The 23,155-nt window shown below is 63.8% G+C and carries 18 protein-coding genes; 8 read left to right on the forward strand and 10 right to left on the reverse strand.

What is annotated here, in order from left to right; genetic code table 11:
• Nucleotides 1-1,554, forward strand: coding sequence for an efflux transporter outer membrane subunit (locus VOM14_RS07935; protein WP_327628186.1), 1,554 nt, complete (start codon nucleotides 1-3; stop codon nucleotides 1,552-1,554).
• 170 nt (nucleotides 1,555-1,724) lie between these two features.
• Here the strand turns inward: VOM14_RS07935 and VOM14_RS07940 are convergent, their stop codons facing one another.
• Entirely contained in the window at nucleotides 1,725-4,226 is a 2,502-nt protein-coding gene (locus tag VOM14_RS07940) for a penicillin-binding protein 1A (protein WP_327628587.1), read from the reverse strand.
• Nucleotides 4,227-4,725: 499 nt separating this feature from the next.
• Here VOM14_RS07940 and VOM14_RS07945 point away from each other — a divergent pair, with 499 nt between their 5' ends.
• The 3 genes from VOM14_RS07945 (at nucleotide 4,726) to VOM14_RS07955 (ending at nucleotide 7,680) form a co-directional block, all read left to right on the forward strand.
• A complete protein-coding gene (locus tag VOM14_RS07945; protein WP_327628187.1) occupies nucleotides 4,726-5,247 on the forward strand; it encodes a plasmid mobilization protein in 522 nt (173 codons plus the stop codon).
• A gap of 449 nt (nucleotides 5,248-5,696) precedes the next feature.
• A complete protein-coding gene (locus tag VOM14_RS07950) occupies nucleotides 5,697-6,377 on the forward strand; it encodes a PspA/IM30 family protein (protein ID WP_327628188.1) in 681 nt (226 codons plus the stop codon).
• An 82-nt stretch (nucleotides 6,378-6,459) separates the two neighbouring features.
• Nucleotides 6,460-7,680 carry a tetratricopeptide repeat protein gene (locus tag VOM14_RS07955; protein WP_327628189.1) on the forward strand — a complete coding sequence of 407 codons (1,221 nt, stop codon included), beginning with the start codon at nucleotides 6,460-6,462 and terminating at the stop codon, nucleotides 7,678-7,680.
• Nucleotides 7,681-7,768: 88 nt separating this feature from the next.
• On the opposite strand, the gene VOM14_RS07960 is transcribed toward VOM14_RS07955, so the two are convergent.
• Nucleotides 7,769-8,458, reverse strand: coding sequence for a TetR family transcriptional regulator (locus VOM14_RS07960; protein WP_327628190.1), 690 nt, complete (start codon nucleotides 8,456-8,458; stop codon nucleotides 7,769-7,771).
• Between the two features lie 215 nt (nucleotides 8,459-8,673).
• Here VOM14_RS07960 and VOM14_RS07965 point away from each other — a divergent pair, with 215 nt between their 5' ends.
• Both VOM14_RS07965 and VOM14_RS07970 read left to right on the forward strand, forming a co-directional pair.
• On the forward strand, nucleotides 8,674-10,173 hold the full coding sequence (locus VOM14_RS07965; RefSeq protein ID WP_327628191.1) for a flavin-containing monooxygenase: 1,500 nt from the start codon (nucleotides 8,674-8,676) through the stop codon (nucleotides 10,171-10,173).
• 74 nt (nucleotides 10,174-10,247) lie between these two features.
• Nucleotides 10,248-11,252 carry an alpha/beta fold hydrolase gene (locus VOM14_RS07970; RefSeq protein ID WP_327628192.1) on the forward strand — a complete coding sequence of 335 codons (1,005 nt, stop codon included), beginning with the start codon at nucleotides 10,248-10,250 and terminating at the stop codon, nucleotides 11,250-11,252.
• A 300-nt stretch (nucleotides 11,253-11,552) separates the two neighbouring features.
• Here the strand turns inward: VOM14_RS07970 and VOM14_RS07975 are convergent, their stop codons facing one another.
• From VOM14_RS07975 to VOM14_RS07990, 4 genes are all read right to left on the reverse strand, one after another.
• Nucleotides 11,553-12,371, reverse strand: coding sequence for an ABC transporter permease subunit (locus VOM14_RS07975; RefSeq protein ID WP_327628193.1), 819 nt, complete (start codon nucleotides 12,369-12,371; stop codon nucleotides 11,553-11,555).
• The gene (locus tag VOM14_RS07980) at nucleotides 12,371-13,300 is read right to left on the reverse strand and encodes an ABC transporter permease subunit (RefSeq protein WP_327628194.1); all 930 of its coding nucleotides are present in this window, start codon (nucleotides 13,298-13,300) and stop codon (nucleotides 12,371-12,373) included. Before VOM14_RS07980 ends, VOM14_RS07975 begins: the two co-directional genes overlap by 1 nt.
• On the reverse strand, nucleotides 13,297-14,448 hold the full coding sequence (locus VOM14_RS07985; RefSeq protein WP_327628588.1) for an ABC transporter ATP-binding protein: 1,152 nt from the start codon (nucleotides 14,446-14,448) through the stop codon (nucleotides 13,297-13,299). Before VOM14_RS07985 ends, VOM14_RS07980 begins: the two co-directional genes overlap by 4 nt.
• Nucleotides 14,449-14,539: 91 nt before the next feature.
• Nucleotides 14,540-15,640 (reverse strand): polyamine ABC transporter substrate-binding protein, encoded by a 1,101-nt coding sequence (locus VOM14_RS07990; protein WP_327628195.1) that lies wholly within the window; start codon nucleotides 15,638-15,640, stop codon nucleotides 14,540-14,542.
• A 488-nt stretch (nucleotides 15,641-16,128) separates the two neighbouring features.
• Between VOM14_RS07990 and VOM14_RS07995 the strand changes: the two genes are divergently transcribed.
• Together VOM14_RS07995 and VOM14_RS08000 are read left to right on the forward strand one after the other, a co-directional pair.
• Nucleotides 16,129-17,424: an Nramp family divalent metal transporter gene (locus tag VOM14_RS07995; RefSeq protein ID WP_327628196.1), complete on the forward strand. Its 1,296-nt coding sequence runs from the start codon at nucleotides 16,129-16,131 to the stop codon at nucleotides 17,422-17,424.
• A 97-nt stretch (nucleotides 17,425-17,521) separates the two neighbouring features.
• Nucleotides 17,522-17,725: a DUF1289 domain-containing protein gene (locus VOM14_RS08000; protein WP_327628197.1), complete on the forward strand. Its 204-nt coding sequence runs from the start codon at nucleotides 17,522-17,524 to the stop codon at nucleotides 17,723-17,725.
• Nucleotides 17,726-17,800: 75 nt separating this feature from the next.
• On the opposite strand, the gene VOM14_RS08005 is transcribed toward VOM14_RS08000, so the two are convergent.
• From VOM14_RS08005 to VOM14_RS08020, 4 genes are all read right to left on the reverse strand, one after another.
• Nucleotides 17,801-18,487 (reverse strand): OmpW/AlkL family protein, encoded by a 687-nt coding sequence (locus tag VOM14_RS08005; protein WP_327628589.1) that lies wholly within the window; start codon nucleotides 18,485-18,487, stop codon nucleotides 17,801-17,803.
• Nucleotides 18,488-18,566: 79 nt separating this feature from the next.
• A complete protein-coding gene (locus VOM14_RS08010) occupies nucleotides 18,567-19,757 on the reverse strand; it encodes an NAD(P)H-dependent flavin oxidoreductase (protein ID WP_327628198.1) in 1,191 nt (396 codons plus the stop codon).
• 129 nt (nucleotides 19,758-19,886) lie between these two features.
• Nucleotides 19,887-21,311, reverse strand: a complete 1,425-nt coding sequence (locus VOM14_RS08015) for an aldehyde dehydrogenase family protein (RefSeq protein ID WP_327628199.1) — start codon at nucleotides 21,309-21,311, stop codon at nucleotides 19,887-19,889.
• Between the two features lie 178 nt (nucleotides 21,312-21,489).
• Nucleotides 21,490-23,082, reverse strand: coding sequence for an ABC-F family ATPase (locus tag VOM14_RS08020; protein ID WP_327628200.1), 1,593 nt, complete (start codon nucleotides 23,080-23,082; stop codon nucleotides 21,490-21,492).
• Between the last annotated feature and the right edge of the window lie 73 nt (nucleotides 23,083-23,155).

Consider the following 23,155-nt stretch of genomic DNA (forward strand, 5'->3'; position numbering starts at 1 on the left):
ATGATCGACTTCGCACATTCCCGGCTTGTTCGCCGCTTTCGCGCGTGGCCGGCGTCGCGGCTCTCGTCGGGCGCGGCGCTCGCCGGTTGCGCATTCGCCTTGGCCGCGTGTTCGTTCGGACCGAACGGCGAGCCGCCGGCGATGCCGCAGCCGGTCCACTATGGCGCCGCCGCGCAACCCGCGCAAACGGTGCCCGCACAGGGCGTCGCGCAGCAGTTCGTGGTCGGCGCGAAGCCGGTGCCCGAATGGTGGAAGCTGTATCGCTCGGGCGCGCTCGATGCGCTCGTCGACGAAGGTCTGCGCAACAGCCCGACGCTCGCCGCCACCGAAAAGAACCTCGCTGCCGCGCGCGAGCAATTGCGCGCGCAGGTCGGCAGTTCGATGCTGCCCACCATCGACGCGGGCGGCCAGGCCACGCGCAACCGCGCGCTCGCGATTCCCGAGGTCGGCTCGAATACGTTTCTGTACAACATCTTTGTCGGGCAATTGCAGGCGCATTACACGATCGACCTGTTCGGCGCCGCGCGTCTCGCCGACGCCGCGCTGGCCGCGCGCGTGAATGTGCAGGCGTTTCAGCTCGACGCCGCGCGCCGCGCGCTGGCGGCCAACATCGTGAGTGCGGCGATCACGAGCGCCGCGCTGCGCGCGCAGATCGACACGACGCAAAGGCTCGTGACGCTCGCGAACGATCAGGCGCGCGACACGCAGCGACGCTATGTGCTCGGCGCCGTCTCGCACGCCGATCAGTTGAGCGCGCAACAAAGCGCGGCGAGTGTGTCGGCGAGTCTGCCGGGGCTTCAGCAGCAATGGCTCTCCACACGTCATGCGTTGGCCGTGCTGCTCGGACGCACGCCGGACGCCGCGCCCGACGATCTCGATCTCGCGGGCTTGCATTTGCCCGAGCAGGTGCCGGTCGTCGTGCCGAGCGAGCTGCTGCGCGCGCGGCCCGACATCGAGGCCGCCGACGCCGCGCTCAAAGCCGCGGCCGCCGACGTCGGTGTGGCGACTGCGCAGATGTATCCGAGTCTGTCGTTGAGCGCGTCGATGGGACAAGGCGGCTTTAGCTGGCCGGTCGCGCTCTCCGGCGCGGGCGCGATCTGGAGCATCGGCGCGTCGCTGTCGCAGCCGCTCTTTCATGGCGGCGCGCTGGTCGCGCAGCGCCGCGCGGCAATGGACACCTACGACGCAACGGTGTCGCAATACAAGCAGACCGTGCTCGCCGCGTTCCAGAATGTCGCGGACACGCTTGCCTCGCTTGAGCACGACGCGCAGGCGCTCGACGCGGCGAATGTGGCCGCGCGCTCGGCGCAAGGTATTTTCGATGAAACCTCGGGACGTTATCGCCTCGGCGCCGTCCCGGTTTCATCGACGCGCGCGAGCGAGCAGCAATGGCGCACTGCGCAGCTCGACGAGATTCGCTACACGAGCGCGCGTTTCACGGATACGGCGGCGCTGTTTCAGGCGATGGGGAATCCGCCGGTTGGGGTGGTGGGTTTGGAGGGACGTGCGCGGGTGGGTTTGGAGGGATCGGGAGATAAAGCTGGTAGTCAGTAGGGATTCGTTGAGGTTGTCCACAGTTTGTGTTGACAGCCTTGTTGATAACCTCAGGACATAACGGGTAAGTACTTGAGCGCGCGAACAATTCACCGGGCGCTGCGTTCGCGGCCGAGCCCGCCCGGCGCAATGCGCGTGCGAAGCCCCCGCCCCGCACGCCCCTCACCCAATCAAGGCTTGTTCGACTCGAACAGATCCATGATCTGCTTCTTCTCATTCGAGGACACGCTCGGCGGCGGCACCGCCGGCGGCGTCATGCCCGCGGGCCCCACGCCGCCGACCGCATCGCTCACGCCCGCCGTCGGATTCGCCGAATCGAGACCGATGCTCGCGACGAAACCGTTGCCCGGCGTCATGTCCGTATAGAACAGTTCGCCGTCCACGGAAGTCACGCCGTCCGGTTGCGCCGGCTCGCTTTGCGGCACGCCGCGCAACGCGCGCTGCATGTACTCGACCCAGATCGGCAACGCGAGTTGCGCGCCGAATTCGCGGCTGCCGAGGGTCTTCGGCTGATCGTAGCCCATCCACGCGACCGCCACGAGCGACTGCTGATAGCCGGCGAACCAGCCGTCCTTCGCGTCGTTCGTCGTGCCCGTCTTGCCCTGCAAATCCGAGCGATGCAATACGTTGGTGCCCGCGCCCGTGCCGGCCGTCGCGACCGAATGCAGCAGGCTGTTCATGATGTACGCGTTGCGCGGCTCCAGCGTGCGCGGCGCGTCCTGGCCCGCCGTGAGCGGCTGCGCCTTCGAAAGCGGCTCGCCGCGCGCGTTGGTCACTTCGCTGATCAGATACGGATTGATCCGGTAACCGCCGTTCGCGAACACCGAATACGCGCCCGCCGACTGCAACGGCGTGACGAGGCCCGCGCCGAGCGCCATCGGCAGATACGGCGGGGTCTTGTCGGCGTCGAAACCGAAGCGCTGCGTGACGAAGTCCTGCGCATACTTGGTGCCGATGAACGACAGAATGCGGATCGACACCAGGTTCTTCGACTTCTGCAACGCGAGACGCAGCGGCATCGGACCATCGGGCTGGTCGTCGTCCTTGGGTTCCCATGCATCGCCGCCCGGCGTGCTCGACGGGAAATACAACGGCGCGTCGTTGATGATGGTGGCCGGTCCAAGCCCCTTGTCGAGCGCCGCCGAATAGATGAACGGCTTGAAGCTCGAACCCGGCTGACGCCATGCCTGCGTGATGTGGTTGAACTTGTTCTTGTTGAAGTCGAAGCCACCCACCAGCGCGCGAATCGCGCCGTCCTGCGGCGTGAGCGAGACCAGCGCGCCCTCCACTTGAGGAAGCTGGGTGATCTGCCACTTGTCCTTGTCGTCGCTCATCACGCGCACGATCGAACCCGGCTTGATCTTCGTGGCGGCCGCGGCGCGCGCGCTCAGCGCGCCGGCCGCGAAGCGCAGGCCGTCGCCGGTAATGGTGAGCTGCGTGCCGTCCACCAGTTGCGCCTTGACCTGCTTCGGATTCGCGTCCGTGACGACCGCGGCGATGATTTCGCCGTTATCGGGGTGATCGGTGAGCGCGTCGTCGATAGTCTGGTCGCGCTCGTCGCCCGGCGCGGGCAATTGCACGAAACCTTCCGGCCCGCGATAACCGTGGCGCCGCTCGTAATCCATCACGCCTTTGCGCACCGCGCGGTAGGCGGCGTCCTGGTCGGCGGAATCGATCGTGGTGGTGACGTTCAGCCCGCGCGTATAGGTTTCGTCCTTGTATTGCGCGTACATCATCTGCCGGACCATTTCGGCGATGTACTCCGCGTGCACGCTGTATTCGTTGCCGGGATTGCGCGTGTGGATCTCTTCCTTGACCGCCTGGTCGTACTGCTCCTGGCTGATATAGCGCAGCTCCAGCATGCGCCTCAGAATGTATTCCTGACGGATTTTCGCGCGCTTCGGATTCACGACCGGGTTATACGCGGACGGCGCTTTCGGCAGGCCGGCGAGCATCGCGGCTTCAGCCAGCGTGATGTCTTTCAGATCCTTGCCGAAGTACACGCGCGCTGCGGCCGCGAAGCCATATGCGCGCTCGCCCAGATAGATCTGGTTCATGTACAGCTCGAGAATCTGGTCCTTCGTCAGCGCGCGCTCGATCTTGTACGCGAGCAGCATTTCGTAGATCTTGCGCGTGTACGTCTTTTCACTCGACAGGAAGAAGTTGCGCGCGACCTGCATGGTGATCGTGCTCGCGCCCTGCGACGCGCCGCCGTGCGCGAGGTCCGCGAAACCGGCGCGCATAATGCCCAGGAAGTCGACGCCGCCGTGCTCGTAGAAGCGGTAGTCTTCGATGGCGAGCACCGCTTTCTTCATCTGGTCGGGAATGTCCTGAAAGCGCACGAGACTGCGGCGCTCCTCGCCGAATTCGCCGATCAGCACGTGGTCGGCCGTGTAGACGCGCAACGGCACCTTCGGACGATAGTCGGTCAACGCGTCGAGCGAAGGCAGTTGCGGCCCCATCACCACGAGCGCATAGCCGACGATCAGCGCGCCCACCACGGCGATCGTCGCGAGAAGGCTCGCGAACCAGATGGCAAGGGTCGCGCCGATCGAGCGGCGGCCGCCCTCGGGCTCGCGCGAAGCGGCGTTGCGTCCTGGCGTGCGTTGGTTGGAGTCCCGGTCCTGACCGGCGGGAGAATGCGAGGAATGCGGTCGTTTGATGATTGGCATGACTGGAATAGTGGGCGCGTGACACGCGGGACTCGTGTGACACAACGCCTTGTTCTCGCGCGTCAGGCGCGCATGAATCGTGATCGAGCGTGGCGGGGTGCAAACCGCCTGGCGCAAACCGCCGCGCGCCCCTTTGCCCCCGGCCAGGCCGCGCGACGCGCCCGGACCGGCGTCCGGCGCAACGTAACAGGGCATTTTAAAGAAATCAAGCAGTGCCCAACGCAGTTTTTTTGTAAGAATTCCCTTCGCGTCAAGGTCTCGCGGCGCGTGGCGGGTAGATCCGGCAGTTTTGCAAGGCGCCCGCACACGTTGGCCGGGTTATCAACAGAAAATGTTCACAGCCCTGTGGACAAGCCCACAAAAAGCACGACAACTCGTTGATGTCACAGGATTTTCACGACGCGCACGTTCCGCATCCGCGCAACTCGTCATATGATGAATCAGGCGCGCACCGAGACGCGCCGTGCAGCGCCAAAGCCAACAAGTATGCGAGCCGATCATGACAAAACCCAGCGAACGCATCGTCGTATTCGTCACGCCCGCGCAGAAACGCGCGATTGCCGCCACCGCCGACCAGCTCGGCATCAGCGTCAGCGAGCTCATGCGCCGCGCGGTGCTGAGCTTCGGCGCGACCAGCGAACAGGTGAAAGCAGCGAGCATCGTGGACCGGCTCAATGTGCCCCGCGCGCCGGATGCGCTCGACGCGGCGCTGCAACGCGTCGCGCGCGACACGCGGCAGGCGCGCAGCGAAGCCAAACCGGCCGCCGCGCCCGCCCCGCTGCTGCCGGCGGATGTACTGGCGGCGCTCACCACCGAGGTCGATGAAGACGCCGTGGCCACAGCCGAAGCCGTCGCGCGAGTCGCCGCCGCGCGCGCTGCCGCGATCGGGAACGCGACGCCCGCGCCCGCGAGCACGCCAACGCAGATCAGGAGCGTGCTGAAGCGTCCGCGGCTCGCGCGCGCGCAGGAAGACGAGGATGCGCAAGGCGACCTGGGCACCGAAGGCGGACACTTCGCCTAGCGCGCGGCGTGCGGCGTGCGCCCCGTGGCGCGCACCAAGGCGCCATGTGCGATACGCGGCGTGATCTCCCTCCGCCATCCGCATGTGCCGGCGCGCAGGCAAACCGCGCGCCGATTCATCCAGCCGACACTCGCCGCCAGCACACTGCAGGCTTGCCCATCGCGCCCTTTAAGGCGATTTTAAGAGAGCCCGTGGTGTAATATCCGCGAGCTGCTGATGGTCCCGTCGCGCGTGTTTGTTCATTGCTGAACCTTATCCACTGCTCGTGCATCACGACGCATGCGCACACGCACAGGACAATTTGCACACGCGCTATTGCAATCGGCGCGCGTGCCCCGACCTCCGGTGCGAACGCTGCGCAGCTTCTCGCGCGGCGGCGTAAAGTAACAAGGCAAAGCAGTTGAGCGCACGGGAAATATCAGCGCCGACACCATTCTCTGGAGGTTTTCATGTCGCTTTTTGACAGCATTTCGCGCACGCTTAAAGGTCTCCTGAACGACGCAGCCGATTCCGTGCAAGACCCGTCGCGCGACTCGCGGCAAATCGTCCGCGAGCTTGACGAGAGCATCGGCAAGGCCGAGAACTCGCTGATCGAGATTCAGGCACAAGTGGCCACGCAGCAAAGCAAGCGCGACGTTGCCGCCGACAAGGCGAAAAAGTACGAAGACGGCGCGAAGCGCGCGCTGCAATCGGGCGACGAAACGCTCGCGCGTGAAGCGCTCGGCGCGCAAGCCACCGCCGAAGCCGAACGCGACGCGCTGACGAAGGAACTCGCCACGCTGGAGCCGTCGGTCGCACAATTGAAGAGCCAGATCGAAGATATGCGCAGCCGCCGCAACGACCTGAACGCGCGTTCGAACATTCTGCAAGCCAAGCAGCAAATTGCCGAAGCGAAAGACGTCGCGGCAACGGCGCTCGGCGGTATCGGCGGAAAGAACCTGTCGGAAGATTTCCAGAAGCTCGAAGACAAGGTCGCCCTGTCCAATGCGCGTTCGGACGCGCGTCTGAACTCCGCAGACGTCCAAAGCGGCAAAGCGCTCGACGACAAGCTCGCCGATCTGAACCGCGGCCCGTCGGTGGAAGACCGTCTGGCCGCATTGAAGAAGCAGCTCGACACGCCGGCCCAGTAATTGCGTGAGCAGTGCATGGCGGCTGGCCGCCGGACAGCCGCAATCGACTGAAGGAGACGGGCGCATTGCGCCCGGCCCACACATGAAAAAACTTATCGCGAGCGCATTCGTCTCGCTGATGTTCGTATCGGCGGCGGCGTTTGCCGTACCCACGGTTCAACAGATCGAATCCGCGATGTCGCAAGGCAACTGGCAGCAAGCCGACGCGGGCTTGTCCGACGTGTTGCAGGCGCATCCGAACAACGCGCGCGCGCATTATCTGTACAGCCAGGTGCTCGACCGCGAAGGCCGTTATGGCGACGCGCTCGCGCAGGTCCAGCAGGCGAAGACGCTCGATCCGCAAATCCGCTTCACCGACCCGACACGTTTCGCGCAAACCGAGTCGCGCCTGCGCCGTGACGCCGAGCGCGCCGCAAACGCAGGCGGCAACGAGAGCGGCAACGCGGGCGGCAAAATGGCCAGCCACGCGGCAAATCCGTTCGCCCAGCAGAATGCGCCGGCCGTGCAGCAACAATCGGCCATCGCGCCGCAAGCGCCCACACGCCATGGTCCGGGCATCGGCATGTGGATCGGCATTCTGATCGTGATCGGCGTGATTGCGCTCGTGCTGCGCTGGACGTTGCGCCGCGCGCGCACGCAAGACGACACGCGTGCCGACGACGATCGTCGCGTGCAACTGAAGCGCGCCACCGATCTGCTCAACACCGTGCGCTCGCTCAAACTCGACGTGAAACTCTCCACCGCGCCAGGCCACGAAGCGCTGGAAAAGGAAGTCGAAGCCACCGAAGACCAGTTGCGCGGCCTCGTCGAAACGCTGTCGAACGGCAAGAATCCGGTGCCCCCTTATCAGCTCGACGAGCTGGAACAGCGCATCGGCAGCCTGCGCGCGCGCGCCGATGGGCGGCCCGATCCGAACGCGGCGGCAGCAGGCAACGTGCAGTCGCCCTATGCACGCGAAGCCGAGCGTTTCGGCAATCCGCCGCAAGCGCCCTATCCGCAGCAAGGTCCGTATCAGCAGCAACCGCCGGTCGTCGTGCAACAGGGCGGCGGCTTCGGCGGCGGCATGGGCGGTCTGTTGACGGGCGTTTTGCTGGGTGAAGCGCTGAACTCGGGACGCGAGCGCGTGGTGGAACGCGACGTGATCGTCGACGACGAAACGCGCCGTCGCGGTAACAACGGCGACAATGGCGACAATGGCGGCGGCCTCGACTTCGGTCAGGGTTCGAACGACTGGAACGACAACAGTGGCGGCGGCATCGACATGGGCAGCAACGACGATTCCGGCGGCTGGTCCGATACCTGACGCATCGAACGCGCGGCATCCGCGGCATCGTTAGCAAAAAAACAGGCTCCATCACGGAGCCTGTTTTTTTGCCTGCACGTTTGACGATTCACGCGCGCTTCGACATAGGCGCCCGCTCCGCGTCATGTTGCGCGAGCAGCACCGATCCCGCAAAAAGCCTCACGATAAAACGCTCCGCATAGCCCACCAGCGCATCGCGACGCGCAGCGTCTGCGTCGATGTATTCGGCTGAAAGATGGAACAGCTGCAACACGATCTGCGTGCACACTTCATCGACGACATCGCGCGCGAGTGTCGGCATGAGATCGAGCTGCACGACGTCGTCCGCCATTTCCGCCGAGACCGCGTGAAGTGTCGCGCGCACCGCCTCGCGCAGCGCCCGCGACGTGCCGTGATATTCGGCTAATGCGCTCAGAAAAGCCTCGCGGTTCTCCAATGCGAACGTGAAGAACGCGACGCACGCGCGCCGCGGCACGCTGTGCGGCTGGTCGTGCGCGGCGAGCCAGCGCTCGCGCCGCAACATCGGCCGCAAACGGCGGCTGACCCATTCGACGGCCTCGCGCGCGAGGTCGTCGAGCGTGTCGAAATGACGGTAGAACGTGTTCGGATTGAGCCCCGCCTCGCGCGCGAGTTCGCGCAAACCGAGACTCGCGAAATTGCGCCCGCCCGCGGTCAGACGCAAGGCGGCTTCGATCAGTTTGCGCTTACCCGCCGGCAATTCGTGAGCGGCGGCGATGTCGGGCTCGGCGCGAGGCGCCTCGTCGGATGCGGATTTCATGGCCTTCAAGGTGGCGTTCGGATCGGCTTTAAATCACTGCGCGGCACGCGCGTTTAATAGGCGTACTCTAATCGATCTTGACGCGAAGTGTACAGTTGTCTACCCTGCGCGTAACGTTCGGGCGGCTGCCCGGCAGCAGGTTCGCTGCATGCCGTGCATACGGCCTCATGCCGCCAACCCGGACGCAGCCCGAATTTCCCTTGCCGGAGACCGCCGTGACGCCCGCTTCATCCGCCGAATCCACACGATCCGCCGCGCCGCGAATTGCCATCGCGGGGAGCGGCTTTTCCGGCATCGGCATGGCTGTTCGCCTGATAAAAATGGGCATCGCTTCGTTCACCGTGTATGAAGCCGCCTCCGATATCGGCGGCACGTGGCGCGACAACATCTATCCGGGCGCCGAATGCGACGTGCCCTCGCATCTGTATTCGTTTTCGTTCGAGCCGAACCCGGCGTGGTCTCGTGCGTTCAGCGGCCAGGCCGAAATTCTCGCCTACCTGAAGCATTGCGCTCGCAAATATGGCGTGGACCGTTACGTGCGTTGCAACGCGCGCGTGGTGGCCGCGCGTTTTGACGAAGCGCGTCACGTGTGGCGCGTCGAACTGGATGTGAACGGCACGCGTGAAGAGATCGAAGCCGACGTGGTGATCGCCGCGAGCGGCCCGCTGTCGCGTCCGGCCATGCCGGAAATCGCCGGGCTCGACACCTTCGAAGGCAAGCTCTTTCATTCGGCGCGCTGGGACCACGTGTATCCGCTCGACGGCAAACGCGTCGCCGTGATCGGCACCGGCGCGAGCGCGATCCAGTTCGTGCCCCGCATCAGGCCGCGCGTCGCGCAACTCGATCTGTTCCAGCGCACCGCGCCATGGGTCATGCCGAAGCCCGACAAGCCGATCGGCCCGCGTGCGCGTTGGCTGTTCGAGCATCTGCCGTTCACACAACGCTTTGTGCGCAGCGCGATTTACTGGCAGCTCGAATCGCGCGCCATCGCGTTCGTGGTCAACCCGAAACTGATGAAGTTGCCGATGAAATTCGGCCTCAGCTATCTCGAACGGCGCGTGAAAGACCCGGCGCTGCGCGCGAAGCTCACGCCGAACTATCGCCTCGGCTGCAAGCGCGTGCTGCTGTCGAGCGACTATTATCGCGCGCTCGTCGAGCCGAACGTGAACGTGATTACGACGGGCATCCGCGAAATCATGGCGGACGGCATCGTGACGCACGATGGCCGGCATCATCGCGCGGACGCGATCATTTGCGGCACCGGCTTCCAGGTCAACGACGTGCCCGCGCCGTTTCACGTGACCGGCCTCGACGGCGCCGATCTCGGCGCGCTGTGGCTGCGCGACGGTCCCGAGGCTTATCTCGGCACGAGCGTCGCCAACTTTCCGAACTTCTTCATGATCGTCGGCCCGAATACCGGGCTTGGGCACAACTCGATGATCTACATGATCGAATCGCAAGTGCAATACATCGCCGACTGCCTGCGCGAGTTACGCCAGCGCAACTCGCGCACGATGACTTTGCGGCCCGACGTGCAGCGCGACTTCAATGCGCGCTTGCAGCGGGACATGCTGCACGCGGTGTGGACGAGCGGCTGCCATAGCTGGTATCAGACGCGAAGCGGCAAAGTCACGGCGATCTGGCCCGGCTTCACGTTCAGCTTTCGCAAACGGACGCGCCGCGTGCAACCGCGCGATTATCATTTCGTGCCGTAGCGCGCGAGGCCGAGGTTGATGTCGATTGCAGCTTCGCAGCAGTGCCGATTCGAAGAAAAAGGGAGACAAAAAATATGGCAAGCATCGAACCCAGCACATCCAACCCGCCGACGGCCGCGCTGCCGAGGCGCTCGCTCGCCGCATGGCTTGGCATCACCAGTGTGCCGCGCGACGAATTGCGGCGGCGCTACACGCAAAGCGGCTCGAAGTTCGTCACGATCATGGGCGCGGACGTGCATTACGTCGACGAAGGCAGCGGCGATGTGATCGTGATGATTCACGGTTTCGCGTCTTCGCTGCACACGTGGAATCGTGTCGCCGACGAACTCAAGCGCGAGTACCGCGTGATTCGCCTAGATCTGCCGCCGTTCGGCGTGACGGGGCCGTTGCGATCGCGCAGCGGCGAGATCGAAACGATGAATCTGCCGGCTTACCGGCGTTTCATCGACACCTTCGTGCAGGCGCTTGGCATTGGGCGCGCGACGTTTATCGGCAACTCGCTCGGCGGCCTGATTTCGTGGGACTACGCGGTGCGTCATCGCGAGGCCGTCGAGCGGCTCGTGCTGATCGATTCGGCGGGTTTTCCGATGAAGCTGCCCATCTACATCGGTCTTTTCAATAGCGCGCTGGTGCGCGCGAGTTCGCCGCGCTGGCTGCCCGAGGCGATCATCCGGAGCGCGGTGCGCAATGTGTATGGCGATCCGCGCAAGCTCGACGCGGCGACGCTGCGGCGCTACGTCGAGTTCTTCCACGGCGAGGGCACCCGCGCGGCGATCGGCAAGATGGTGCCGACGCTCGACTTCGCCGAACTCGATACGGACGTGCTGACCACGCTGACTGTGCCGACGCTCGTGTTGTGGGGCGCGAAGGATCGCTGGATTCCGACCACGCATGCGGCTGAGTTCGCGCAGCGGATTCCGGATTCGAGGTGGGTGATGTATCCGGGCTTGGGGCATATTCCAATGGAAGAGGCGCCCGAGCGGGTGATGATGGATTTGCGGGCTTTCCTTTGCGCGGATACCGCGAATGCGCGTGCTGCCGATGTCACGGGGTCTGCGGATCTCTCGTCGGCCAGGTAACGTGGCTCGCTTAGCCGCCGCCTCCAAGGAAACGCAACAGGTCCCAAAGGAATTTGCAGAGCAGGACGATTAGCTCCCACAGGTGGTAGAGCTGTTGCCAGCCTGAGACGCTGAGGATGGAGTCGATCATCGGAATGGGGGCGGACGCGGCGGCGGTTTTTTGGTTGGCGCTTGATTTCTGAGTGATCTCTTAGTGGTCTCTTAGTGGTCTCTTAGTGCCGCCCCGCACAGGGGCAACGCTAATAGACCGCAAACAAAAGCAGCAACAACAGAACAACAGAACAGACGACACCCCAGCCCTTACACCGCCCCGGCGGCCCTCCTCCTCTCACTCCGCTGCATGAAATAATTCACCACCACAACCCCGACAGTAACAACCGCAATAAACAAAGTCGCCAGCGCGTTCATCTCCGGATTCAACCCCAACCGAACCCGCGAGAAAACAACGAGCGGCAAAGTCGTCGACCCCGGCCCCGACAAAAACGCCGACAAAACCAGATCGTCAATCGACAAGGTAAACGACAACAACCACCCCGATACCAGCGCCTGCGAAATCAGCGGCAAAGTGATCCAGAAAAACACCCGCAGCGGCGTCGCGCCAAGATCCAGCGCCGCTTCCTCCAGCGAAGGATGCAACTCCTTCACGCGCGACTGCACGATAATCGCCACGTACGAAATGCACAGCATCACGTGTCCGATCCAGATCGTGAAAATGCCGCGCCCCGCAGGCCATCCGAGCCACTTCGCCATTTCGATAAAGAGGAGCAGCAGCGAAATGCCCTGAATCACCTCGGGAATCACCAGCGGTGCGTTAATCATGCCGGTGTACAGCGTGAAACCGCGAAAGCGCCCCATGCGCGCGAGCACGAAACCCGCCCACGTGCCGATAATCACCGACGCAAACGCCGTCAGCAGCGCCACTCTCAACGACAACCACGCCGCCGCAATCAGTTCGTCGTCGTGCAGCAACGCCTCGTACCAGCGCGTGGAAAAGCGCGTCCATACCGTCACGAGTTGCGATTCGTTGAACGAATACACAATCAGACTGATGATCGGCACATACAGAAACAGAAAGCCCAACGTCAATGCCGTGAACTGCAAAAACCGGTTTGGCTTCATCAGCGTCTTTCCTCCATCGCCTTCGCCTGCGCGTACTGGAAAAACGCCATCGGCACCAGCAACAGCAACACCATTGCACACGTCACAGCCGAAGCCATCGGCCAGTCGGCGTTGTCGAAGAACTCATTCCACATCACGCGGCCGATCATCAGCGTATTCGCGCCGCCCAGCAATTCCGGAATCACGTATTCGCCCACTGCGGGAATAAATACCAGCAGACAACCGGCGATAATGCCGTTCTTCGAAAGCGGCAACGTGATCTGCCAGAACGCCTTCCACGGCTTCGCGCCGAGGTCGTAAGCGGCTTCGAGCAAAGTCATGTCCATTTTCACGAGATGCGCGTACAGCGGCATCACGAGGAACGGCAAATACGAATACACCATGCCGATATAAACCGCGGTATTCGTGTGATATAGCTCGATCGGCGAATGAATCAGGCCCATCGACATGAGAAAATTATTCAGGAGCCCGTTGTTTTTCAGAATGCCGATCCATGCATACACGCGAATCAGAAACGACGTCCAGAAAGGCAGCATGACGGCCATCATCAGCAGATTGCGCCGAGCCGGATTGGAACGCGCGATGTAATACGCCATCGGATAACCGATCAGCAGACACAGCAGCGTCGAGATCGCGGCGACCACCACGGAATTCACGTAGGTTGCGAAATACAGGCTGTCCGTGACGAGAAACGCGTAATGCGCCAGATCGAGCTTGATATTGAGCGCGCCGTCTACGAAGCTGGTCAGCTCCGTGTACGGCGGAATGCCGAGTTGCAAGTCGGCAAAACTGATCTTCACGACCAGCAGAAACGGCACCAGAAAAAACAGCAGCAGCCAGGTGAACGGGCCGGCCACCACCGCCGTGCGGCCGGTCAGCCTGAAACGCCGCACCGGCCAGCTGAGGAACGAACTGGACGGGCGCTTCATGACGTCAGCACCACACCAGCCGAGGCGCTCCAGCGCACGTACACTTCGTCGCCCCAGGTCGGCGTGTCGATCTCCGTCAGCGCGAGACTCGTCACGTTGGCGATCACCGTCTTGCCGCCGTCGAGCTTCACGTGATACAGCGAATAGCCGCCCATGTACGCGATATTCGTGACGACGCCCTTGCCCCAGTTGTACGCGCCTTCGGGCGGCTTGCGCGTGAGCGCGATGCGCTCGGGCCGCACCGAAATAGTCACCGGCATGCCGAGCGGCCCTGTGATGCCGTGGCTCACATAGAGGCGGCAAGTGAGATCGGGCGTGTCGATAAAGACGTGATCGGGCTCGTCTTCAACCGTGCGGCCTTCGAACAGATTGGTCGAGCCGATAAACTCCGCCGAAAAGCGGCTATTCGGATACTCGTAGACCTCATGCGGCGTGCCGAGCTGCACGATCTCGCCTTCGCTCATCACCGCGAGACGGCTCGCCATGGTCATGGCTTCTTCCTGATCGTGCGTGACCATGATGCAGGTCACGCCGACCTTGTCGAGAATATTGACGAGTTCAATCTGCGTGCGCTGGCGAATCTGCTTGTCGAGCGCGGACATCGGCTCGTCGAGCAGCAGCAGCTTCGGCCGCTTCACCAGCGAGCGCGCCAGCGCGACGCGCTGTTGCTGGCCGCCGGAAAGCTGATGCGGCTTGCGCTTCGCGAAACGGCCCATCTGCACGAGTTCGAGCGCGGTGTGCACGCGCTCCTGCAATTCGGCCTTGGCCACGCCTTCCTGCTTGAGACCGAAGGCGACGTTCGCCTCGACCGTCATATGCGGAAAGAGCGCGTACGACTGGAACATCATGTTGACCGGCCGGCGATACGGCGGCAGTTGCGCGAGATCTTCGCCGTCGATCAGGATCTTGCCCGAGGTCACGCTTTCGAGCCCCGCCAGCATGCGCAGCAAGGTCGACTTGCCGCAGCCGGAACTGCCGAGCAGCGCAAACAGCTCGCCCTTCTTCACCGACAGATTGACTTCCTTGACCGCCACGGTGTCGCCGAACTTCTTCACGACGTCGACGATCCGCACGAAATGATCGGCTGCGTCGTTCACGGCGGCGCCGGCGGACGGCGCGCCCGCCGCGCCCGACTGCTCACTACTCATCATAAGGCTCTACTCTGGCATTTGACGAACAAAGCCCCCGGTGAACACCGAGGGCTTCTTGATGATGCTTACGCGTGCACTGTGCCGCGAATCAGCGGCCGGACTTGAACTCGGTCCACAGCCGCGTTTGCAGCCGCTGGATTTCCGGCGGCAGCGGCTTGAGCAGGAACAGCGTCTTGATGACTTCCGGCGACGGATACACCGCCGGATCGTTCGCGACGTCCTTGTCCACATACTTGCGCGCTTCGACGTTCGCGCTCGGATAGTAGACGGCGTTCGTGATCGCGGCGTGCACTTGCGGCGTCTCGATGTAGTTGATCCACTCGAGCGCGGCTTCCTTGTTCTTCGCGTCCTTCGGAATTGCCATCACGTCGAACCAGACGGGTGCGCCACCCTTCGGAATGTAATACTCGATCTTGTAGGACTTCTTCGCCTCGACCGCGCGATGCTTCGCGATCACGACGTCGCCCGACCAGCCGTAGGCGAAGCAGACGTCGCCGCCGACCAGGTCGTTGATATAGCCCGACGAGTTGAACTGCGTGATATACGGGCGGATCTTTTTCAGCATGGCGAGCGCGGCGCGGTAGTCGGCCGGGTTCGTGCTCATCGGATCTTTACCAATGTAATGCAGCGCGGCGGCGAACATCTGGTCCGGCGCATCGAGCACGGACACGCCGCACGCCTTCAGCTTCGAGATGTTTTCCGGCTTGAAGAGAATGTCCCAGTTATCGAGCGGCACGTTCTTGCCGAGAATCTGCTGGGCTTTCGTGACGTTGTAGCCGAGACCGGTCGTGCCGTAGGCCCAGGGCACCGCGTACTTGTTGCCCGGATCGGCGCCGGCCACAAGTGCCATCAGCGAAGGATCGAGGTACTTGAGGTTCGGCAGCTTCGATTTGTCGAGCGGCGCGAAGATGCCGGCCGCGATCTGCTTGCCGGCGTAGTTGCTGGTCGGCACCACGATGTCGTAGCCGGAGTTGCCGGTCAGCAGCTTGGCTTGCAGCGTGTCGTCGCTGTCGTAGTTGTCGTACTTGACCTGAATGCCGGTCTGCTTGCTGAAGTTCGGAATGGTGTCCTTGGCGATGTAATCGGACCAGTTATACACGTTGAGCTGCGTATCCTTCGCTGCAGCCGTCAGCCACGGCGCCGCGCACAAGACCAGCGCAGCCACTTGCCCCACTACCCGTCTTTTCATTCCGTTCTCCGATCCTGACCGGTTGGCCGGCCGTCCTCACGCATGCCGCGATGCAGTGCTCACACCGCGCTCACGGCTCCCCTGAAAAACCCGAAAACTACCATTAATTAGTGCGCGGTCCAAAAAAATTGCCGCATTGTCGCGCAAACGGTACAGCGTCAGCCGCGCCGCCGCAAAATGCGGCGCAATTTTAGCGGGTTATCGGCATGTGTCCACCCAAAAAAAACCGTGGCTCGCGCGGCTGTCAGCTTGCCGACAGGAGGTTGGCGCATGTCGACAGCCATGCCGTCGATGCCCGACGGTCTCGCGCGGCCATCGCATGCGGCTCGCGCCCGGATCGCGCGCCAGCATGCTGTCGTTCGACGGCGCACAATAGCTGACAATGAGCTTAAGAAGAGGCCTCGCGAGGCGGCGGCTTCCGATGGCGGCGCCAAGCCCTCGCGGGCACGCGCCTTGCGAAAACAGGCAGTCCTCCACCTCAGGCATTCATGAACACGAATCCGTCCGCTCTGCGCCCCACCCGCCGCCGACGCCTGCCGGAAGGGGTTCCCGCGCACTGGTTCTCGTTCGTCGGCGCGGGGGCGCTGATCGCTGTCGGCTATATCGATCCGGGCAACTGGGCGACCGCGCTCGGCGCGGGCGCAGGCTACGGCTACCGGCTGCTCGGCATGGTCGTGCTGTCGAGCCTGATGGCGATGCTGCTGCAATGGCTGTCGTCGCGGCTCGGCGTCGTGACGGGCCGCGACCTCGCGCAAGTCTGCCGCGAGCGTTCGAGCCGGCGCCGCACGATCGTTCTGTGGCTGACGAGCGAGGTCGCGATCATCGCCTGCGATGTCGCGGAGGTGGTCGGCAGCGCCGTCGCGCTGCAATTGCTGCTCGGCGTCTCGCTGACCGTCGGCGTGCTGATGTCGGCGGTCTGCACGTTCGCGCTGCTCGCGCTCCAGCAGATCGGCGGCCGCAAGCTCGAAGCGGTGATCGCGCTTCTTATCGGCTTCGTCGGACTATGCTTCGTGATCGAACTGGCGCTCGCGCGGCCGGACTGGCACGCGGCGCTGGCGGGCACCGCGCCGAGCGTCGAGTTGTTGCGCAACGCGGGCATGCTGTGGCTGGCGGCGGGCATCGTCGGCGCGACGGTGATGCCGCACAACCTCTATCTGCACTCGTTCCTCGTGAAACACCATGCGCCCGAAAGCAGCGACGCCCAGATCAGGGCCGCGCTGCATGTCGTCAATCTCGACACGTTCGGCTCGCTGTTGTTCGCTTTGGTGATCAACGCGGCGCTGCTGATTGTCGCGGCGGCGGTGTTCTACGCGAGCGGCCATCGCGATGTCACCGATCTCGCCGACGCGCATCGCCTGATCGCCCCGCTTGTCGGCACGCGCTGGGCCGGCATTCTGTTCGCGGCGGCGCTGCTCGCCTGCGGCCTGAGCGCGACCGTCACCGGCACGCTGGCGGGTCAGGCGGTGATGGAAGGTTTTCTGCAACTGCGCCTGCCGCGCTGGAAGCGTGCGCTGCTCACGCGTGCGCTCGCGATCGGGCCGGCGCTCGTCGCCGTCACGATGTTCGGCCAGGCGGGTTCCAATCAGTTGCTGGTGGCGAGCCAGGTCGTGCTGAGCCTGCAATTGCCGCTGGCGGTGGTGCCGCTGATCCGCTATGCATCCGATGCGCAGCTCATGCGCGGCTGGCGCGTGCGTGGCGTGCCGCTCGTGCTCGCGTGGCTGTCGGCGGCTTTCATCATCATGCTCAATGGCGCGCTGCTGTGGCAGGTCGCGTTCGGCAATTGAACGCCTGGGCGCGGCGCTTCGGCACCCGGTTCGGCCGGGCGCGCGACGCGTATCGGTTAACATAGCGGAACTCCGCATTCCTGCCGCAAGGTTCCCGATGGCTTCAAATCTTCACGCTCTTCCCGACAGCCCGTGCATCGGCGTCTGCTCGACCCTTTTCGACGACATCTGCAAAGGCTGCGGCCGCACGGCCGGCGAAGTGTCCAACTGGGTCTTTTTGAGCGACGAGGAAAAACAGGCCGTGTGGGTGCGCATCGAGCAGGAAGGCACGGCCATGCGTTTCCAGAACGACAAGCTTTAAGAAGCTCGCGGGACGGCGCGGCGCAAGTGCCGCGCGCAAACTCACGCGAACCCGCGCGAGCCCACGCCGACGCGCCTAGAAGCGCATCCCGACGCCCACGCCCACCACCACCGGATCGATGCTCACGCGGCCCAGCGGCTGAGCGTCGAGCGCGGCATCCGTGTGCATCCAGATTTTCTTGATGTCCGCGTTGACGAAAAGCGACCTGGTCACCTGCACATCGACGCCTGCCTGCAATGCCGGACCGAAGCTGTGATTGTTGATCGACACCGGCTGGCCGCCGGCATGCAGACCGTTGTTGTAGAACAGCGTGTAATTGAGACCCGCGCCGACATACGGACGCACGCGCCCCGCGTGATTGAAGTGATATTGCAGCAATAGCGTCGGCGGCAATACGTTCACGCCGCCGAGATTGCCGATGCTCGACGTGAGCTGATGACGCGAGGTGCCGAGAATCAGTTCGACGCCGAGGTCGTCGCGGATCATGTAGGTCAGATCCAGCTCCGGCACGGTCGCATTGTTGACGCCCACGTTCAGCGCGGACAACGTCCCTGAGGTATGGGCGACCGGCATGATGCTGATCGCGCGCAGACGCACGAGCACGTCGCCGGCGTGAATGCCGGTCATGGCGTCGTCGCCGACGGCTTGCGCTTGCGCTTGCGCTTGCGCTTGCGCTTGCGCTTGCGGAGCCAGTATGGCCCCGCCTAGCAGCGCCGACACGACGGCAGCAGTCCTGATTGTTTTCCTGAGCGAGCGGTTCATATCCATCCCTTTATTGTTAACGACCTCGTTTCGAGAAGGGGATTGTCCAAGCGCTCGCCGCGCGACAAGTTGACTCGCATCAACCGAGGGAAAATGCGAAGCGCCCTGCGACAGCCGGCCGCGTTGCGCCGGTCAGCAGCAGTTCGATCAGATCGTGCACGCTGCGAATCGCGCTGCCGAAGGGCAGCGCCTCCTTGCCGCGGAAGAAAAGGCCGTTGGCCACGTCGCCGCGCAACGCCGCCGCCAGCCGCGTATCGATGCAGAAATGGCCGAACCTCTCGACGCCGTCGCGCCAACCGCACACGTTGAGGCATTCCAGCGCGGTCGGGCACGCGTGCCTGAGCGCGCCGACCTTCTCGCGTATCCGGTTTTCGTGCCGCAAATAGCGCGTGAGCCACGGCGTTTTCACGGCGCGCGCGGGCAAGCCCGTCACGCTGACAAATTCGACGATGTCTTCCGGCGCGGCCTCGGCCAGCACGCGCTTGAAGTTCGGATGCGCGTCGCCTTCCTCGGTGACGGCGAACGGCGTGCCGAGCTGCACGCCGTTCGCGCCCGCGTTCAGCAGCGCGCGCACGGCCTCGTGACTATTGATGCCGCCCGCGAGAATCAACGGCACGTCGCGGCGCGCGATGCCGAGCGACGCGAACACGGCGTCGAGTTCTTCGAGAATGCGCGCGAACTGGAAGCGTTCGTCGTTCATATCGGCGAGGTTCGTGACGCCGAGATGCCCGCCCGCATGCGCCGGCTGCTCGATGACCACGGCGTCGGGCAAGCGCCCTTTCTTCATCCACTTCTTGAGCACGAGCGCGACGCCGCGGCTGTCCGACAGGATCGGAATCAGCGCGATGTCGTGGCCTTGCGTCATGTCGGGCAAGTCGAGCGGCAGTCCCGCGCCCATCACGATCGCGTCGGCGCCGCTTTCGCACGCCACGCGCACATAGTCTGCCTGCGCGCTGACGGCTTTCATCACGTTGACGGCGATCATGCCGCGGCCTTCGCCGAGCGCCTTGGCCGAACCGATTTCGCGCGCGAGCGCGGCGAGGTTCGCGGCTTCGAGCGTGGCGCGCTCGGGCGACTGCCGGCAGCGCTCGACGAGATCCGGATGATGATGGCGCAGGTCGATGCTCGCGATGGTGCCGAGCGCGCCCTCGCGCGCGACGCTGCCTGCCAGCCGGTGCGCCGAGACGCCGACGCCCATGCCGCCCTGGACGATCGGCAGTAACGAGCGGCCGCGAATGACCAGCGGCGAAAAGGAGTGAGAGTTAAGCATAGCTGCCCCGACGGACGATGATGAAACCGCTGATCATCGCCGCGCGGGCGCAGCCGGGGTTGCTTCAGATCAATCGGCGCGCGCGCGACACGGCGGCAACCGCCGCGTCGTTGATGCGCGTCATTCCGATCAGACTTTGAATTGCATGGACTTCAGTTCCAGATATTCCTCCAGCCCATAAACGCCGTTTTCGCGCCCGAAGCCCGACTGCTTGAAGCCGCCGAACGGCGCGGCCATATTCCACGCGCCGCCGTTGATGTCCACCTGGCCTGTGCGGATGCGCCGCGCGACGGCGGCCGCGCGTTCGTCGCTGCCGGCCCACACCGCGCCGCCGAGTCCATACGGGGAATCGTTGGCAATCCGAATCGCTTCTTCTTCGTTCTTGTAGGTGAGAATGGACAGGACCGGTCCGAAGATTTCCTCCTGCGCGATCGTCGCCTTCGGATGCACGCGGCCGAACACGGTCGGTTTGACGAAGAAGCCCTTCGACACACCGTCAGGCAACCCTGCACCGCCGGTCACGAGTTCCGCGCCCTCCTCGATTCCCTTCGCGATGTACTGCTGCACGCGCGTCTGCTGCACTGCCGAGGCCAATGGCCCGAGGCGCGTCTTCTCATTGCGCGGATCGCCGGCGGTATAGCTGTCCGCGGCCTCTTTCGCGAGCGCTCGCGCTTCGTCGTAGCGGGCTTCGGGCACCAGCATGCGCGTGTGCGCCGAACAGGTTTGCCCCGAATTCAGGAAGCACGCGCCCACGGTGCCTTTGATCGCGGCGGCGAAATCGGCGTCGTCGAGAATGAGCGCGGCTGATTTGCCGCCCAGTTCGAGCGCGACCCGTTTGATCGTCGCCGACGCCAGTTCCGACACGCGTTTGCCGGCGCGCGTGGAACCGGTAAACGACACCATATCGACCGATGGATGGCTCGCCAGAATTTCGCCGACCACCGGCCCATAGCCGCTCACGAGATTGAACACGCCCGCGGGCAGCCCGGCTTCGTGAATGGCTTCCGCGAGCACGAAGGCATTGAGCGGCGCGATCTCCGACGGCTTCAGCACCACGGTGCAGCCCGCCGCGAGCGCCGCCGCAACCTTCAGCGTGATCTGATTGAGCGGATAGTTCCACGGTGTGATGGCCGCGACCACGCCGACCGGCTCACGCACGACGAGTGAATTGCCGACACGCTGCTCGAACTGGAAGCTGCTCGCGAGCTTCGCATACGCGCCCCAGTTGTATACCGGACTGCCGACCTGGATCGCGCGCGCGAGCTTGAGCGGCATGCCGACTTCGCCGGCGATCAGCGCGGCCAGTTCCTCGGTGCGGGCTTTGAGATTCGCCGCTATCTTCTCAAGATACTCGCCGCGCTGCGCGGCAGGCGTCGCGGCCCAACCGTCGAAGGCCACGCGGGCGGCGGCAATCGCGCTTTCGGCATCGGCCTCGACGCCTTCCGGGATGCGTCCCATCACCTCCTCGGTTCCGGAGTCGATCACGTCGATCGTGCCCGTGCCGCAGGGCGCAATCCATTTGCCGTCGATATAGAGTTTGTCGTAAATCTTCATGATGGTCGGCCCCAAGGTTCGGTTGGTGGTTGTTCTATTTTAGCCAGCGTCGTGCCAAGGGCCCGAGCGCAACGCGCGCGCCATGAAAAAAGCCCGCTTGAAAAGCGGGCTTTTGCGTTTGAGCAACCGGCTGCCGGGTGAGCGGATTCAGCCGGCCGATGCGAGACCTGTGGGACCGTTACTGCACGCCCTGGCTCGCGAGGAAGTCCTCGTAATTGCCGCCGAAGTCGTGCAGCGTGCCATTCGTCTTCACTTCGATAACCCGGTTCGCGAGGCCGCTCACGAATTCGCGGTCGTGCGAGACGAAAATCAGCGTGCCTTCGAACTTGTCGAGCGCGATTTGCAGCGACTCGATCGACTCCATGTCCATGTGATTGGTGGGCTCGTCCATCAGCAGCACGTTGTGGCGGCCGAGCATCAGCTTGCCCCAGATCATGCGGCCCTTCTCGCCGCCCGACAGCACCTTGACCGACTTGCGGATGTCGTCAGCGTTGAAGAGCAGCCGGCCGAGCGTGCCGCGCACCATCTGCTCGTCGTCGCCTTCCTGGCGATAGCCGTCGATCCATTCCATCAGCGTGACGTCGCCCGGAAACTCTTCGTACGTGTCCTGCGGCATGTAGCCGACGTTCGCGTTCTCGGCCCACTTCACCGAGCCGTGATCGAGTTGCAGATTGCCGAGCAGCGAACGCAGCAGCGTGGTCTTGCCCGCGCCGTTCTCGCCGATGATCGCAATGCGCTCGCCCGGCTGCACGCTGATGCTGAAGTTATTGAAGATGCTGCGCTCGTATTTCTTCGAGATGCTGTCCGCGACGACCGCGATGTTGTGCAGCTTTTTCTCGAATTCGAAGCGGATAAACGGATTCTGCCGCGACGACGGCTTGAATTCCTCGATCTTGATCTTGTCGATCATCTTCAGACGGCTGGTCGCCTGGCGCGCCTTCGACTTGTTCGCCGAGAAGCGGCGCACGAAGTCTTGCAGGTCGGCCACGCGCTCCTTCGCCTTCGCGTTGGCGGCCTGCTGACGCTCTCGCGCCTGCGTGCTGGCGAGCATGTAGTCGTCGTAATTGCCCGGATAGACCTTCAGCGTGCCGTAGTCCATGTCCGCCATGTGCGTGCACACCTGGTTCAGGAAGTGGCGGTCGTGCGAGATGATGATCATCGTCGAGTTGTACTGGTTGAGCACGTCTTCCAGCCAACGGATCGAGTTGATGTCCAGGTTGTTGGTCGGTTCGTCGAGCAGCAGCACGTCCGGCTTCGAGAACAGCGCCTGCGCGAGCAGCACGCGCAGTTTCCAGCCAGGCGCGACGTTGCTCATCGGGCCGTTGTGATCTTCGATCGCGATGCCGATGCCGAGCAGCAGCTCGCCCGCGCGCGCTTCGGCCGTATAGCCGTCGTATTCGGCGAACTTCGCTTCGAGTTCGGCGGCGTGCATGTAGTCGTCGTCCGTCGCGTCGGGATTCGCGTAGATCGCGTCGCGCTCGGTCATGGCGGCCCACATTTCGGCGTGGCCCATCATCACGACGTCGAGCACGCGCACGTCTTCGTATGCGAACTGATCCTGGCGCAGCTTACCGAGGCGCACGTTCGGCTCGAGCATGACGTTGCCCGAACTCGGTTCCAGGTCGGAACCCAGAATCTTCATGAAGGTGGATTTGCCGCAGCCGTTCGCACCGATCAGGCCATAGCGATTCCCGCCCCCGAATTTGACCGAGATGTTCTCGAAGAGGGGCTTCGGCCCGAATTGCATGGTGATATTGGCAGTAGACAGCACGGCGCGTCCCTTTGAATGTGATACGGGCGAAAAACCGACTATTTTAGCAGGTTATCGAGAATTCGACCCGCGC

The sequence above is a fragment of the Paraburkholderia sp. MPAMCS5 genome (genome assembly GCF_036016995.1).
Lineage (GTDB): Bacteria > Pseudomonadota > Gammaproteobacteria > Burkholderiales > Burkholderiaceae > Paraburkholderia.

Coding starts and splice junctions, on each gene's coding strand:
- VOM14_RS07935 (WP_327628186.1), top strand. CDS start 1: ATGATCGACTTCGCACATTCCCGGCTTGTTCGCCGCTTTCGCGCGTGG.
- VOM14_RS08005 (WP_327628589.1), bottom strand. CDS start 18,487: ATGAACCGCTCGCTCAGGAAAACAATCAGGACTGCTGCCGTCGTGTCG.
- VOM14_RS07955 (WP_327628189.1), top strand. CDS start 6,460: ATGAAAAAACTTATCGCGAGCGCATTCGTCTCGCTGATGTTCGTATCG.
- VOM14_RS08015 (WP_327628199.1), bottom strand. CDS start 21,311: ATGAAGATTTACGACAAACTCTATATCGACGGCAAATGGATTGCGCCC.
- VOM14_RS07945 (WP_327628187.1), top strand. CDS start 4,726: ATGACAAAACCCAGCGAACGCATCGTCGTATTCGTCACGCCCGCGCAG.
- VOM14_RS08000 (WP_327628197.1), top strand. CDS start 17,522: ATGGCTTCAAATCTTCACGCTCTTCCCGACAGCCCGTGCATCGGCGTC.
- VOM14_RS07960 (WP_327628190.1), bottom strand. CDS start 8,458: ATGAAATCCGCATCCGACGAGGCGCCTCGCGCCGAGCCCGACATCGCC.
- VOM14_RS07975 (WP_327628193.1), bottom strand. CDS start 12,371: ATGAAGCCAAACCGGTTTTTGCAGTTCACGGCATTGACGTTGGGCTTT.
- VOM14_RS07995 (WP_327628196.1), top strand. CDS start 16,129: ATGAACACGAATCCGTCCGCTCTGCGCCCCACCCGCCGCCGACGCCTG.
- VOM14_RS07950 (WP_327628188.1), top strand. CDS start 5,697: ATGTCGCTTTTTGACAGCATTTCGCGCACGCTTAAAGGTCTCCTGAAC.
- VOM14_RS07985 (WP_327628588.1), bottom strand. CDS start 14,448: ATGAGTAGTGAGCAGTCGGGCGCGGCGGGCGCGCCGTCCGCCGGCGCC.
- VOM14_RS07970 (WP_327628192.1), top strand. CDS start 10,248: ATGGCAAGCATCGAACCCAGCACATCCAACCCGCCGACGGCCGCGCTG.
- VOM14_RS07990 (WP_327628195.1), bottom strand. CDS start 15,640: ATGAAAAGACGGGTAGTGGGGCAAGTGGCTGCGCTGGTCTTGTGCGCG.
- VOM14_RS07980 (WP_327628194.1), bottom strand. CDS start 13,300: ATGAAGCGCCCGTCCAGTTCGTTCCTCAGCTGGCCGGTGCGGCGTTTC.
- VOM14_RS07940 (WP_327628587.1), bottom strand. CDS start 4,226: ATGCCAATCATCAAACGACCGCATTCCTCGCATTCTCCCGCCGGTCAG.
- VOM14_RS08010 (WP_327628198.1), bottom strand. CDS start 19,757: ATGCTTAACTCTCACTCCTTTTCGCCGCTGGTCATTCGCGGCCGCTCG.